The sequence below is a fragment of the Halorubellus litoreus genome (assembly GCF_037081675.1).
In the GTDB taxonomy this organism is placed as follows: Archaea; Halobacteriota; Halobacteria; order Halobacteriales; family Natrialbaceae; genus Halorubellus; species Halorubellus litoreus.
Genome location: NZ_JAZAQL010000005.1, coordinates 1 through 12,841, shown reverse-complemented (window position 1 = coordinate 12,841; position 12,841 = coordinate 1). Strand labels below are relative to the sequence as shown.

Here is a 12,841-nt window from a genome sequence, read left to right as displayed (position 1 = left end):
ACACATGGCTGTCTCGACAGATTCGGCGTTGCGGGACGTACTGGACGTGGAGACCATCGCTGTCGTCGGCTGTTCGTCGACGCCGGGGAAGGCCGCGCACGACGTGCCGCGGTACCTGCTCGACCACGGCTACGACGTGATTCCCGTGAACCCGTACGCCGAGGAGGTGTTCGGTATCGACGCGGTCGATTCGCTCGCGGACGTCGACCGACGCATCGACCTCGTGGACGTGTTCCGGCCGGGCGACGAGGCGCCCGATATCGTGGACGCGGTTCTGGAACGCGACGACGTGGAGACCGTGTGGCTGCAACTCGGTATCACGCACGAGGACGCCGGCCGTCGCGTCGAGGAATCCGGGCGGAACTTCGTCCAGGACAGGTGCATCAAGGTCGAGCATTCGCGTCTCGTCGACTGACCGGACGTCGAAGACGCCGCGTCGCGCCGCACGTTCGCGCCCCGCGCCCCGCGCTTCGCGTTCGCGTCGCGGTCAGCCCTCCCACTCTTCGTAGTCGCGGTAGACGCCTTTCGAGAGGTAGCGTTCGCTGGAGTCCGCGAACACGGTGACGACGGTGTCGTGGGGTGCGTCGAGGTCCCCTGCGGCGATGCGGTCCGCTATCTCGCGGGCGGCGAGACTGTTCGCGGCGGCCGAGGACGCGACGAGCTGGCCTTCCTCGGCGGCGAGGCGCTGCATCTCCTCGTGAACGACGCGGTCGTCGAACGAGAGGAGTTCGTCGACGACGTCCGGGTCGAACAGCTCGTTCGTCGCGGGGTCGTGCGTCCCGATGCCTTCGACCTTGTACTCGCCTTCCTCGGGGTCCTCGCCGAAGAACGCCGAGTACATCGAACCCTGTGGTTCGACCGCGGCGACGACGACGTCGTCGTTCTGCTCGCGGAGGTACTGCGCCATCCCCATGAGCGTTCCAGCGGTCCCGCAGCCGGCGACGACCGCGCCGACCTCGCCGTCGAGCGCCTCGTGGACCTCCGGCCCGGTGGTCTCGTAGTGCGCTTCGACGTTCAGCGGATTCTTGAACTGTTGTGGGACGACCGCGTTGTCGAGCTCCTCGGCGAGCTGGTGCGCGCGGTCTATCGCGCCACCCATCCCGTCCTCGGTCGGCGTGTTGATGACTTCGGCGCCGAGTGCACGCATGAGCTGTTGCTTCTCGAGACTGAACCGTTCGGGGACGACGAACATCGCCTGCACGTCGAGTTGCGTCGCTGCGGTCGCGAACCCGATACCGGTGTTGCCGGCGGTCGGTTCGATGACGGTCCCACCGGGTTCGAGCGTGCCGTCGTCGAGCATCGCTTCGAGCATGTACTTCCCGATGCGGTCCTTGATGCTCGCGCCGGGATTGAACGATTCGAGCTTCGCGTACACGGGCACGTCGTCTGGCGAGGCCTGCACGCGGACGAGCGGCGTCTCGCCGACGGTGTCGTTCACCGACGCGAGGGGTTCGCGGTACGTGGTCATCGCGTTGGCAAACGTTGCCGGCTGTGTTATGTCCTTCTCATTCCGCGAGGCGACTGTCGGTCGTGACCTTCCGCGGCGGGGACGACTCAGGCGTTCGAGTTCCCGTCGGTCGTCGCGGCCGCGTCGTCGTGCGAGACGTCCGTCGCGTCGTCCTCGCTCGCTTCGACGCCCGTTCCCTCGTCGGTCGATTCGGCGCCCGTTCCCTCGTCGGTCGCATCGTCGGCGTCCTCGATGGCGGCCTCGGCGACGACCGCGTCCACGTCGATACCGCGGTCCTCCGCGAGCGCCTCGATGACGACGCGCTGGTGCTCGACGGCGTTCTCCAGTTCCTTCACGCGCACTTGCGTGTCGTCGACGGTGTCCTCGACGCTGACGACGCGCTCGTGGACCTCCTTCAGTTTCACGTACAGCTGTTCAGCTCGGTCGGCAAGCGTCTGGATCTTCTTCGCGGTCGAGCCGAGTCCCATGCGCGAGAGCAAGCGAGCCACGCAGTAGTGCCTTCCCCTTCGCGTTCACAGCCCGCACCGCACGCAACCAGTTCCAGCAGTTGACGCGACCGACCCGGCGAACGCCGACGGTTCGACAACGTGGTACTTAACGGGGTGCGGGGCGGACTCCCCGGTATGGTCGAGGTGGAAACGCCGGCGACGGTCGGCGTCGTGTCGGCGGCCGCGTACGCGGCCGGGATGATCGTTCCGTACGTCGCGGGTGGCGTCCCCGGGAGTGCCGTCCAGACGTACTACACGGAGTTCGGGGTCGTCGGCCCGCCGTACATCGCGGTGCTCGCGCTCGTCGCACTCATCGTCCTCGCAGCCGGTCGGCAGGGGCGGACGGCGCCGGACATCGCGGCGGGCGTTGCGCTCGTCGTCGGGTTCATGGTCGTACTCCTGACCGCGATGTGGGCGTTCGGCGGGGTCGCCGACCTCGTCGGGAGCCTCTCGACGGCGGCGTGGCTCGCGTACCACCGGTGGGTGCTGCTCGCCGCCGCGGTCGGCATCCTCGGCGGCGCGCTCTGGTTCGCGGACGCCATCGGCGTCCTCCGCCCGAGACCCGAGCCAGCGTCCTGACTCCCGACTCCGCCCGCTGCGGCCCGACTCGTGGCCGTCGACCGCGTCGAGTCGATAGCGCCGACGCCGACGTCGACGCCGGCACCGATTTCTCGCAGTGAGTCGAAAGGCACTTACCGGCGAGGCGGTTACTCTGGAGTGGACTAGGTCGGGCAGTTAGGCCCTGCTCGCTACCCCCGGTATGGTCTTCAGGGGGGACTGAACCCTGGGCGCGTGCGGACAGACCCGAGCGGGCCCCGGGAGCTGACATAGAAGCCTCGTCCGTCGGGGATGGCGGTCGTCGGGCGTCGTCCGCAGGGACGGCGTTCCCGACGTTAGTCGGTGGTAATGGGTCAGGCACGGAAGTGAGCAGCCCACCGCCGGACAGCGATCGCTCGACGGGTCGCGGGGTGGAGGAGGCAACCGGGACCCCCCGTTCGGGAACGCCGTGCAATCTCAGGCGTCCACATTCATACCGCTTCTACGACTCGCGAGCGGACGCTATGACCTCGGCAGTTCGTCCGGATGGGCATTGGATTCCAAAGCGAGCGTGCTCGCGAGCTTTCGCGGCCGAAGGTGTTTCTGTGCGTGGTGCGTCCGTGTTGGTATGCGCGACCTGGACGACATCGACATGGAGATCCTCGAGTTGCTCGCCGACGATGCGCGTCGCGCGTACAGCGACATCGGTGACGTCGTCGGGCGGTCTGGGCCGGCGGTCTCCGAGCGCGTCCGGAAGCTGGAGGAAGCGGGCGTGCTTCGGGGGTTCACGGTGGACGTGGACCGGTCACAGCTTCGGGACGGCGTTCAGGTGCTCGTCGACGTCACGGTTGCGTCCGGCCGTCGAGAAGCGGTCCGGGACGCGTTCCGAGCGACCGAACCCGTCGAGCACGTGTTCACGACCGCGAGCGGGGACGTCGTCGTACAGGCGTCGCTTCCGAGCTCGGACGCGTACCGCTGGGTGGAGGACGTGCTCGACCCGAGCGACTTCGAGGCGGTCGCGGTGACCCTCCTCGCGGACGTCGAGTGGACGCAGTCCGTGGGCGCGACCGACTTCGCGGTGTCGTGCGCGGAGTGCGGGAACACCGTCACGAGCGAGGGGACGAGCGCGACGCTCGGCGACGACAGCTACCGGTTCTGCTGTTCGTCGTGCGAGCGCGCGTTCGTCGACCGCTACGAGGACTTCAGCGACGCCGCCTGACGGAGAGCCGTCCCACGTGACCGCCGGTGACGCCCGGTGACTTTGGGTTCCTAAGTTCGAGCCCGCTGCGACGAACGGACTGGAAGAACAAACCGGTTGAAAGAGGAACCCGTACTAGTACCTATGACAGAACGAACCGTCCACGTCGACATCACGGGGATGTCCTGCGCGAACTGCTCGGAGACGGTCGCGTCGGCCGTCGAGGGCGTCGACGGCGTCGTCGACGCGTCGGTGAACTTCGCGACCGACGGCGGGCGCGTCACCTACGACGACGACGAGACGACGCTCGCGGCCATCTTCGACGCGATCGAGGACGCGGGCTACACGCCGATCACGGACACCGTCACGGTCGCGGTCACGGACATGTCGTGCTCGAACTGCGCTGACACCATCCACGACCGCCTCCTCGAGGTACCGGGCGTTGTCGACGCGTCGGTGAACTACGCGACCGACGAAGCGACCGTCGAGTACGCGCCCGACGCGGTCGACCGCGCCACGCTCTACGACGCCATCGAGGACGCCGGCTACTCGCCGGTCCGCGACAGCGCCGGGAGCGGCGACGGCGAGAGCGGCGGCGCGGACGGCGACGGCGAGTCCGGGCGCGGCGAGCGCGAGGAGTCCGCCGCGGACGTCGCGCGCCGCGAGGAGATCGAGCGCCAGAAGCGCCTCACGATATTCGGCGCGGTCCTCTCCACCCCGCTCCTCGGGATGCTCGCCGCGCACCTGTTCGCGCCCGACCTCCTCCCGGACACGATTCCCGGCCTCGGCATCCGGTTCGAGTGGCTCGGGTTCGCGCTCGCGACGCCCGTCCAGTACGCGCTCGGGAAGGAGTTCTACGAGAACTCCTACACCGCGCTCGTGAAGAACCGCACCGCGAACATGGACGTCCTCATCGCCCTCGGCTCCTCGACCGCGTACCTCTACTCGGTCGCGCGCCTCCTCGGGTTCCCCGGTGCCGGGTTCTACTTCGACACCGCCGCGCTCATCCTCGTGTTCATCACGCTCGGGAACTACCTCGAAGCGCGCTCGAAGGGCCAAGCCGGTGACGCACTCCGCGAGCTCCTCGAGATGGAGGCCGACACCGCCATCCTCGTCGACGACGACGGGAACGAACGCGAAGTCCCCGTCGAGGACATCTCCGTCGGCGACCGCATGAAGGTCAAACCCGGCGAGCAGATACCGACCGACGGCGTCGTCGTCGACGGGCAGAGCGCGGTCGACGAGTCCATGGTCACCGGCGAATCCGTCCCGGTCTCGAAGGAGCCCGGCGACGACGTCGTCGGCTCAACGATCAACGAGAACGGCGTCCTCGTCGTCGAAGCGACGAAGGTCGGCAAAGACACCGCCATCCAGCAGATCGTCCAGACCGTCAAGGACGCCCAATCCAGGCAGCCCGACATCCAGAACGTCGCCGACCGCATCAGCGCGTACTTCGTCCCCGCCGTCATCGTGAACGCGCTCTTCTGGGCGGTCGTCTGGGGGCTCGCCCCGCAGTTCATGGTCGACCTCGTCGGCGGCCTCCTCCCGTGGGGGCTCGTCGGCGGCGGCCCCGTCGCCGGCGCAGGCGGCGCCGGTGGCGTCGGCGTCCTCGAGTTCGCCGTCGTCGTGTTCGCGTCCGCGGTCCTCATCGCGTGCCCGTGCGCGCTCGGCCTGGCGACGCCCGCGGCGACGATGGTCGGCACCAGCATCGGCGCCAGGAACGGCGTCCTGTTCAAGGGCGGCGACATCCTGGAGCGCGTCAAGGACACCGACGCCGTCGTCTTCGACAAGACCGGGACGCTCACGAAGGGCGAGATGACGCTCACCGACGTCGTGGCACTCGACGACACCGGCGCACGCGCCGACGGCGGTGACGCAGCCGCCGACGGCGGAACGGTCGCCGCGAAGGACGAAGCGTCGTTCGACGAGGACGAGGTCCTCCGGCTCGCCGCGAGCGCCGAATCCGCGAGCAGTCACCCGCTCGCCGACGCCATCGTCGACGGCGCCCGCGACCGCGGCCTCGACGTCGCGGACCCCGAAGACTTCGAGAACGTCGCCGGGAAGGGCGTCCGCGCCACCGTCGACGGGCAGGACGTCCTCGTCGGGAACACGACGCTCCTCCGCGAGCACGACGTCGACCCCACGCCGGGCGACGACGCCCGCGAGGGACTGGAAGCCGACGGGAAGACCGCGATGCTCGTCGCCGTCGACGGCCGCCTCGTGGGCGTCCTCGCCGACGCCGACACCGTCAAAGACTCGTCGAAAGCCGCCGTCGCCGCACTCCACGACCGCGGCCTCGACGTCCACATGATCACCGGCGACAACGAACGCACCGCGCGTGCCGTCGCCGACGACCTCGGCATCGACCCCGGGAACGTCCGCGCGGGCGTCCTCCCCGAGGACAAGGCCGACGCCGTCGACGCCATCCAGGACGACGGCACCCGAGCGATGATGGTCGGCGACGGCGTCAACGACGCGCCCGCGCTCGCGACCGCGTTCGTCGGCGTCGCCATCGGGTCCGGGACCGACGTCGCCATCGAAGCCGCCGACGTCACCCTCATGCGCGACGACCCCATGGACGTCCTCAAAGCCATCCGCGTCAGCGAAGGCAGCCTCGCGAAGATCAAACAGAACCTGTTCTGGGCGCTCGGCTACAACACCGCGATGATACCGCTCGCCTCGCTCGGGTTCCTCCAACCCGTGCTCGCCGCCGGCGCCATGGCGCTGTCCTCGGTGAGCGTGCTCGCGAACAGCCTCCTGTTCCGTCGGTACGACCCCGACGAGGACTACGAACTACTGGGCTTCCTCAAACCCTGACACAATGCACCGAAACACCAAGCTCGCGCTCGCCGTCGGCGGTCTCGCACTGCTCGTCCTGTTCGCCGCACCGCTGCTCGCGTTCGCCCTCGGCGGCATGGGCGGCGGCATGTGGGGGATGCCGATGGACGGCTGGATGTGGGGCGGCGGAATGCACGACGGTCGCTTCGACGGCACCCTCCCCGTGTGGTTCGCGCTCGTCGGCATCGCATCCCAGCTCGCGTTCGTCGCGCTCGTCGTCGCCGGCGGCTACCTCCTCTACCGCGCCGTCACTCGCGACCAGCACGACCGCGCGCTCGACGAACTCCGTGCCGCGTACGCGCGCGGCGACCTCGACGACGACGAGTACGAACGCCGCAAGGACCGCCTCGAGAACGAGAACTGACCCGGCGAGCCTAGCCGCCTAGCACGAACCCAGTTCCGGCCGGCACCGCGACACGCGAACATGGCCGTCGAAGCACTGCTCCGCGACGTCCTCACGAACACCACCGCACTGTACGCGTGGGCGGTCGTCGTACTCGCCTCCCTCGCCGTCCTCTGGTACGACGTCCGCGAGAACAACGACGAGATCGCGAGCCTCATGCAGTTCGTCTGGACGCTCACCGTCCTGTACTCCGGACCGCTCGGCCTCGCCGTCTACGCGTGGGCCGGCCGGAAACAGATAGCCCGGGACTCGCTGTGGCGGCGGAGCGCGCGCTCGGTCGCACACTGCTACTCCGGCTGCGGCGCCGGTGAAGTCCTCGGCATCACGCTCGCCGCAGGCATCCTCGCACTCCACCAGCTCGGAGTCATCGCCGTCACGTTCACCGCCGCGTACACGTTCGGGGTCGCGCTCACCGTCGGCCCGATGATGCAGGACGGCGTCGCGTTCGGCGACGCCTTCCGCGACGCCATCATCACCGAGACACCGTCCATCACCGTCATGGAGGTCGCCGCCATCGGCACCGACATCTACCTCGCCGAAGGCGCGACCATCACCGAACCGCTGTTCTGGAGCGCGCTCGCGTTCTCGCTCACCGTCGGCCTCGTCGTCGCCTACCCCGTCAACGTCGCACTCGTCCACCACGGCGTCAAGGACGGCATGGCGAACCCGCGCGACCGCGCCACCCCCAGCTAGGGGCGTCGAACAGCGAAGAAAGACCGGTCGCAGCGCCGTCAGTCGTCCGCCGCCGTCACCACTTCCTCGGAGACGTCGAGCGTCCCCGACAGCTCGCGGTTCGGGAACGGGATGTCGATGCCCGCGTCGTCGAACCGCTCCTTGACCGCCTGCACGTACTCACCGCGCACCCGCACGAAGTCCGAGCGCGCCGGGTCCGCGATCCAGACGCGAGACTTCAGGCCGACCGACGAATCACCGAGCTCCGTCAATCGGACCGACGGCTCCGGGTCCGCGAGGATACCGTCGTGCGCCTCGGCCTCCTCGAGGATGATGTCCGTCGCCTCGTCGATGTCGTCACCGTACCCGATACCGAACAGGAACTGCATGCGGAGCTTGTCCTTCGCAACCGGATTCTTGATGACGCCGTCCGTGAGTTGCGAATTCGGTACCGTCAACAGCTCGTTGTCGAACGTCCGCACGCGACTCACGCGCAGACTGATGTCCTCAACGACACCCGAATGACCATCCCACTCGATCCAGTCGCCGATGCGGAACGGCTTGTCCGTGAAGATGAAGATACCCGCGACGAAGTTCGCGATCACGTCCTGCATCGCGAACCCGATCGCGAGCGTCGCCGCCGCACCGATCGTCGCCAGCGCCGTCAGGATGTTCCCGAACCCCGCGAACGCGAACGCCACGCCGAGCGCCGCGAAGTACACCGCGAAGTTCACGAGCTTCTTCAAGGGAACCTTCGCGTGCCGGTCCAGCCCGCGACGGTCCAGCAGTCGGTCGACCAACGGGAGCACGAGGACGCGCCCGACGACGACCACTGCGACGAACGCCACCACGAACAGGATACCGTCCGCAACCGTCTCCGCGTACGCCTCCGGAATCCCGAGGTCGTTCATCGTCTTCGCTAACCCCGACAGCCCAGTCTGCAGCTGAATCACCGATACAGCACCCCCGTGTTCCCGCGGGTCTCGAAGAGCTCCGCGTTCGTCAACTCCGCGAGCTCCTCCGCGAGCTCCTCGGTCGACGTCCCACCCCTCGCCGCCCGAAGGAACTTCACCTTCACCATATCGCGAGCCGCCAACTGGTCCGAGAGCTCGTCGACCACCGACTCGATACCTGCCTTCCCAACCCACACCGTCACGTCCAACTCGTGGGCCTCCTTCCGCATCTCCTCGTCGTTCATAGTCGTCTGGTAGCGTAAACGCGGGCGCGGCTTAAACCCTTAGCCGAATCAGTAGCAGGGACGCCCGCTGCCCACGCGGACGCTCACCCGTCGACGCACGCTTCCCGCCAGCACTCGCTCACTCGTCGTACGGATACCGCGCCTGCGACCCACAGTCACACGTCACCACGACGTGCCCGGACCGCGTGCGCACGCGAGCGTTCCGGCCCGGCCGGAGGAACGCATCGCAGTCGTCGCACGTGAACCGACGGAAGTCCCGCGGAAGCGACAACCGCTGGCGTTCAGCGAGCCGGCGCGCCAACCGCACGTACTCGCGAGCGCGCTCTGCCTCCCCCACAACCGTCGCCTCCCGCGCCAGCACGTGCAACCGCTCGATCCGCTCCGCAGCGACGTTCATACCACCAATACCAGACTCACCCGGGTAAACGTTCTTCCTCGCACCCGCCCGAATCACTCACACCCTTCGCTCAGACACGCATATACCACGGACACGTTCCGCTCAGACACGCATATACCACGGACACGTCGTCGCGTGGGCGCACGAGCAACGCAATCCGGAAAGACTACACGCACCCACCGACCAGCGACCACAAACGGATGCGCGTCCTCAATCACCTCGAACTCGAATCCCAACTCCATCGGTCGGGCATGGGTACCGCCGCCGCCCAACAACGGAAATCACTCGCACGCGCCGACGCCGACGTCGACGTCATCACGAGCCCCTGGCGAGACGGCAACGCCCTCGACGCCGCGTTCGCGAACCTCGCCTTCGAAGAATCGTTCTTCGAGGACTACGACGTCGCACACCTCAACATGGCCGGCCCCGTCAGCCTCGCACTCGCCCGCCACGCCAAAGCGAACGACGTTCCACTCGTCCTCCACACGCACGTCACCGCCGAGGACTTCCGCGACAGCTTCCGATTCTCGAACGCCGTCGCCCCCGCACTCAAAGCCTACCTCAAACGCTTCTACTCGCAAGCAGACCTCGTCCTCTGCCCGAGCGAATACACGAAAGGCATCCTCGAATCCTACCCCGTCGACGCCCCCATCGAACCGATCACGAACGGCATCGACGTCGACAGCCTCGACGGCCACGAACGCTTCCGCGACGAAACGCGCGACGAATACGACCTCGACGGCACCGTCGTCTTCGCCGTCGGGAACGTCTTCGAACGCAAAGGCCTCACCACGTTCTGCGAACTCGCGAAAGCCACCGACCACGACTACGCGTGGTTCGGGCACTACGACGACGGCCCGCAAGCCAGCAAGACCACCCGCAAGTGGACCCAGGACCCACCCGAGAACGTCACGTTCACCGGCTGGGTCGACGACAAACGCATGGCGTTCGGCGCCGGCGACATCTTCTGCTTCCCCGCGAAAGTCGAGAACCAAGGACTCGTCGTCCTCGAAGCGATGAGCTGCGGGAAAGCCTGCGTCCTCCGCGACATCCCCGTGTTCCGCGAGTACTTCACCGACGGCGAAGACGCCATCCTCTGCTCGGACTTCGACGAGTTCGTCGACGCCGTCGACCGCCTCGCCGACGACCCCGCCCTCCGCGAACGCCTCGGCGAGAACGCCAAGGAGACCGTCCAAGAGCACTCGCTCGACCACGTCGGGAACCGTCTCGTCGACGCGTACCGGCGCGTCATCGACGACTGACGCGTCGCCGACGTGACGGCTCGCGGACTATCGAAGCCACTAAGCCACCGAACACACTTTCGCCAACAATGACACGGGTCGCCGCCTTCACCGACACCTACCACCCCACGGTGAACGGCGTCACGTACACCATCGAAGCCTGGCGCGACCACTGGAACGACCACCACGGCCGCATGGACGTCGTCTACCCCGGGACCGACGAATACACGCCCAACGCACGCGAACACCCCGTTCGCTCCCTCCCGTTCCCGTTCTACGACGGCGTCCGCGTCGGCGCACCACGCGTCCCCAAGACCGTCCCACGCGCCGACGTCGTCCACGCCCACACCGCATTCGGGCTCGGACTCGCCGCCCGCCGATACGCGAAGAAACACGACCTCCCACTCGTCGCCTCCTACCACACCCCGACAGCCGAATACGCCGAATACATCTCCTCCAACGACAGCGTCCTCGCAGGCCTCTCCACCGCGAGCGAGACCTACGAACACTGGTACTACGAGCACGCCGACCTCGTCATCACCCCGAGCGAACCGACGAAACGCCACCTCGTCGACGACCTCGACGTCACCACGCCCGTCCACGTCGTCTCCAACGGCATCGACACCGACCGATTCCAACCCACCGACGGCGACGCCTTCCGCGAGCGCTTCGACCTCGACGGCACACTCATCGGGTACACCGGCCGCCACGGCTACGAGAAACGCCTCGAAGACATCATCGACGCCACCGACGGCATGGACGACGTCACCGTCGTCTTCGGCGGCGACGGCCCCGCCCGCGACGACCTCGAAACCCGCGCCAGAACGGCCGACGTCGACGTCCGCTTCCTCGGGTTCCTCGACCGCAGCGACCTCCCAGCGTTCTACACCGCACTCGACGCGTTCGCGTTCCCCTCACCCGTCGAAACGCAGGGGCTCGTCGCGCTCGAAGCCAACGCCTGCGGCACCCCCGTCGCCGGCATCGACGCCGGCGCACTCGCCGACACCATCGAACACGGCGAGACCGGCTACCACTACGAACCAGGCGACATCGACGGCTTCCAGACCGCCATCGAACGCACACTCGACGACCACGACCGCCTCGCAGCGAACTGCCTCGACCGCCGAGACACCTTCAGCATCGAACACGCCGTCACCGAACTCCGCACCCACTACCACACCATCACGTAGAAAACCCCACAGATAGACCGTCACGCGGAACTCACCGGGCGCGAACGACAACCCCACCGCGAGCCCCTCACAGAGCGCAAGCACACCAACCACCATCGCACACGTCGACACCACCACGAGCGCCCCGCTCGCACCAGCACCCACCACAGGACCCGCAACCACCACCGAGAACCCAACCACTCCACACGCTCCCGACACCGCGTACCACCGCGGCACCACCAGCAACACCACCCCCACCACCAACACGGACAACGACATCCTTCCCCACGACACACACCCCCACAGTAATAGCGCTGCCGCTAGATGTTAACGAACCGAGAAGAACGCGACCGCAGCCAGCGACTCAGTCGTCCTCGAGCGCGTCCGCGATCCGCTTCAGCGCACGCGTCTGATCACGCATCTCATCACGCATCTGGCGGATCTCCCGCACGAGCTCCTCGTTCCCCGAATCCTCCTGCGCACCAGGTCCACCACCCATCCCACCAGGACCGCCACCACCGGGACCACCACCCATCATCCCACCCATCATCTGCGCGAACGGATTCCCGCCACCGCCGCCCATCCCGCCGGGACCGCCACCCATCCCACCAGGACCACCTTCACCACCCATCATCTCCTCCATCCGCTCCCGTCGCTCCTCGTCACCCTCCTCCTCACGACGCTCACGGATCTCCTCCACTCGCTCACGGAACGACTTCTCCTCAGAATCCTCACTCGCCGCCTCATCACCGTTCTCAGAGTTCTCGTCTGCCATACCACACACTCCGCACTCCCCGCCGAAAAGGGTTTTCGTCCCCACCCATCCACCACCCACGAAACACAACCCCAACCACCGGCACGGCGCGCGAGCCGACCGCACCGTCGAGCCCACGGCGAGACGGTGCGTCGACGCGTGCGAGGGACACCGCCCGGGCCGGGCGAGCACCGCGAGCCCGGCCCCGCAGTGTCGGCTGGGGAGGACGAGGCCCACAGCTGTCCCCCACCACGCAACTTCACCGACAGCGTCGCCACTCATCGAACAACACACCCACGCACAACCCAGACCAGCATCGCCACTCATCGAACAACACACCCACGCACAATCCAGACCAGCATCACCACTCATCGAACAACACACACACGCACAACCCAGACCAGCATCACCACTCCCTCTGTAAAGACAAAAAGCCCACCACCCCACAACAGGGGTGGCAGGCTCAAAGTATGAATAG

The 12,841-nt window shown here is 67.4% G+C and carries 14 protein-coding genes and 1 other RNA gene; 9 read left to right on the top strand and 6 right to left on the bottom strand.

Annotated elements, in window-relative coordinates:
• Positions 1 to 4: 4 nt before the first annotated feature.
• Complete coding sequence (locus VYJ16_RS19385; protein ID WP_336351974.1) at positions 5 to 415, top strand: CoA-binding protein; 411 nt, start codon at positions 5 to 7, stop codon at positions 413 to 415.
• Between the two features lie 72 nt (positions 416 to 487).
• Here the strand turns inward: VYJ16_RS19385 and VYJ16_RS19380 are convergent, their stop codons facing one another.
• Positions 488 to 1,468 (bottom strand): PLP-dependent cysteine synthase family protein, encoded by a 981-nt coding sequence (locus tag VYJ16_RS19380; protein ID WP_336351973.1) that lies wholly within the window; start codon positions 1,466 to 1,468, stop codon positions 488 to 490.
• Positions 1,469 to 1,554: 86 nt separating this feature from the next.
• On the bottom strand, positions 1,555 to 1,935 hold the full coding sequence (locus VYJ16_RS19375; protein ID WP_336351972.1) for a DUF5798 family protein: 381 nt from the start codon (positions 1,933 to 1,935) through the stop codon (positions 1,555 to 1,557).
• Between the two features lie 156 nt (positions 1,936 to 2,091).
• Between VYJ16_RS19375 and VYJ16_RS19370 the strand changes: the two genes are divergently transcribed.
• The 6 genes from VYJ16_RS19370 to VYJ16_RS19345 all read left to right on the top strand — a co-directional run bounded on the left by VYJ16_RS19370 (position 2,092) and on the right by VYJ16_RS19345 (position 7,625).
• Entirely contained in the window at positions 2,092 to 2,535 is a 444-nt protein-coding gene (locus VYJ16_RS19370; RefSeq protein WP_336351971.1) for a DUF7548 family protein, read from the top strand.
• 136 nt (positions 2,536 to 2,671) lie between these two features.
• Positions 2,672 to 2,984: signal recognition particle sRNA (gene ffs / locus VYJ16_RS19365), an RNA gene on the top strand.
• A 137-nt stretch (positions 2,985 to 3,121) separates the two neighbouring features.
• On the top strand, positions 3,122 to 3,712 hold the full coding sequence (locus tag VYJ16_RS19360) for an AsnC family transcriptional regulator (protein WP_336351970.1): 591 nt from the start codon (positions 3,122 to 3,124) through the stop codon (positions 3,710 to 3,712).
• Between the two features lie 123 nt (positions 3,713 to 3,835).
• On the top strand, positions 3,836 to 6,508 hold the full coding sequence (locus VYJ16_RS19355) for a heavy metal translocating P-type ATPase (RefSeq protein WP_336351969.1): 2,673 nt from the start codon (positions 3,836 to 3,838) through the stop codon (positions 6,506 to 6,508).
• Between the two features lie 4 nt (positions 6,509 to 6,512).
• Positions 6,513 to 6,893, top strand: coding sequence for an SHOCT domain-containing protein (locus VYJ16_RS19350; RefSeq protein WP_336351968.1), 381 nt, complete (start codon positions 6,513 to 6,515; stop codon positions 6,891 to 6,893).
• A gap of 60 nt (positions 6,894 to 6,953) precedes the next feature.
• Positions 6,954 to 7,625 carry a DUF4396 domain-containing protein gene (locus tag VYJ16_RS19345; RefSeq protein WP_336351967.1) on the top strand — a complete coding sequence of 224 codons (672 nt, stop codon included), beginning with the start codon at positions 6,954 to 6,956 and terminating at the stop codon, positions 7,623 to 7,625.
• 38 nt (positions 7,626 to 7,663) lie between these two features.
• On the opposite strand, the gene VYJ16_RS19340 is transcribed toward VYJ16_RS19345, so the two are convergent.
• The 3 genes from VYJ16_RS19340 to VYJ16_RS19330 form a co-directional block, all read right to left on the bottom strand.
• Entirely contained in the window at positions 7,664 to 8,515 is an 852-nt protein-coding gene (locus VYJ16_RS19340; RefSeq protein WP_336352249.1) for a mechanosensitive ion channel family protein, read from the bottom strand.
• A gap of 38 nt (positions 8,516 to 8,553) precedes the next feature.
• The gene (locus VYJ16_RS19335; RefSeq protein WP_336351966.1) at positions 8,554 to 8,802 is read right to left on the bottom strand and encodes a YhbY family RNA-binding protein; all 249 of its coding nucleotides are present in this window, start codon (positions 8,800 to 8,802) and stop codon (positions 8,554 to 8,556) included.
• A 118-nt stretch (positions 8,803 to 8,920) separates the two neighbouring features.
• A complete protein-coding gene (locus VYJ16_RS19330) occupies positions 8,921 to 9,199 on the bottom strand; it encodes a ribonuclease P protein component 4 (protein ID WP_336351965.1) in 279 nt (92 codons plus the stop codon).
• Positions 9,200 to 9,399: 200 nt separating this feature from the next.
• Here VYJ16_RS19330 and VYJ16_RS19325 point away from each other — a divergent pair, with 200 nt between their 5' ends.
• Positions 9,400 to 10,461: a glycosyltransferase family 4 protein gene (locus tag VYJ16_RS19325; protein WP_336351964.1), complete on the top strand. Its 1,062-nt coding sequence runs from the start codon at positions 9,400 to 9,402 to the stop codon at positions 10,459 to 10,461.
• 68 nt (positions 10,462 to 10,529) lie between these two features.
• The gene (locus VYJ16_RS19320; protein WP_336351963.1) at positions 10,530 to 11,630 is read left to right on the top strand and encodes a glycosyltransferase; all 1,101 of its coding nucleotides are present in this window, start codon (positions 10,530 to 10,532) and stop codon (positions 11,628 to 11,630) included.
• 343 nt (positions 11,631 to 11,973) lie between these two features.
• On the opposite strand, the gene VYJ16_RS19315 is transcribed toward VYJ16_RS19320, so the two are convergent.
• Positions 11,974 to 12,384, bottom strand: a complete 411-nt coding sequence (locus VYJ16_RS19315) for a hypothetical protein (RefSeq protein WP_336351962.1) — start codon at positions 12,382 to 12,384, stop codon at positions 11,974 to 11,976.
• Positions 12,385 to 12,841 lie beyond the last annotated feature (457 nt).

What these genes read in the sequence shown, in the direction of transcription:
- VYJ16_RS19320 (WP_336351963.1), top strand. Translation starts at nt 10,530, where the DNA reads ATGACACGGGTCGCCGCCTTCACCGACACCTACCACCCCACGGTGAAC.
- VYJ16_RS19325 (WP_336351964.1), top strand. Translation starts at nt 9,400, where the DNA reads ATGCGCGTCCTCAATCACCTCGAACTCGAATCCCAACTCCATCGGTCG.
- VYJ16_RS19315 (WP_336351962.1), bottom strand. Translation starts at nt 12,384, where the DNA reads ATGGCAGACGAGAACTCTGAGAACGGTGATGAGGCGGCGAGTGAGGAT.
- VYJ16_RS19350 (WP_336351968.1), top strand. Translation starts at nt 6,513, where the DNA reads ATGCACCGAAACACCAAGCTCGCGCTCGCCGTCGGCGGTCTCGCACTG.
- VYJ16_RS19345 (WP_336351967.1), top strand. Translation starts at nt 6,954, where the DNA reads ATGGCCGTCGAAGCACTGCTCCGCGACGTCCTCACGAACACCACCGCA.
- VYJ16_RS19330 (WP_336351965.1), bottom strand. Translation starts at nt 9,199, where the DNA reads ATGAACGTCGCTGCGGAGCGGATCGAGCGGTTGCACGTGCTGGCGCGG.
- VYJ16_RS19380 (WP_336351973.1), bottom strand. Translation starts at nt 1,468, where the DNA reads ATGACCACGTACCGCGAACCCCTCGCGTCGGTGAACGACACCGTCGGC.
- VYJ16_RS19360 (WP_336351970.1), top strand. Translation starts at nt 3,122, where the DNA reads ATGCGCGACCTGGACGACATCGACATGGAGATCCTCGAGTTGCTCGCC.
- VYJ16_RS19335 (WP_336351966.1), bottom strand. Translation starts at nt 8,802, where the DNA reads ATGAACGACGAGGAGATGCGGAAGGAGGCCCACGAGTTGGACGTGACG.
- VYJ16_RS19375 (WP_336351972.1), bottom strand. Translation starts at nt 1,935, where the DNA reads ATGGGACTCGGCTCGACCGCGAAGAAGATCCAGACGCTTGCCGACCGA.
- VYJ16_RS19385 (WP_336351974.1), top strand. Translation starts at nt 5, where the DNA reads ATGGCTGTCTCGACAGATTCGGCGTTGCGGGACGTACTGGACGTGGAG.
- VYJ16_RS19355 (WP_336351969.1), top strand. Translation starts at nt 3,836, where the DNA reads ATGACAGAACGAACCGTCCACGTCGACATCACGGGGATGTCCTGCGCG.
- VYJ16_RS19340 (WP_336352249.1), bottom strand. Translation starts at nt 8,515, where the DNA reads ATGAACGACCTCGGGATTCCGGAGGCGTACGCGGAGACGGTTGCGGAC.
- VYJ16_RS19370 (WP_336351971.1), top strand. Translation starts at nt 2,092, where the DNA reads ATGGTCGAGGTGGAAACGCCGGCGACGGTCGGCGTCGTGTCGGCGGCC.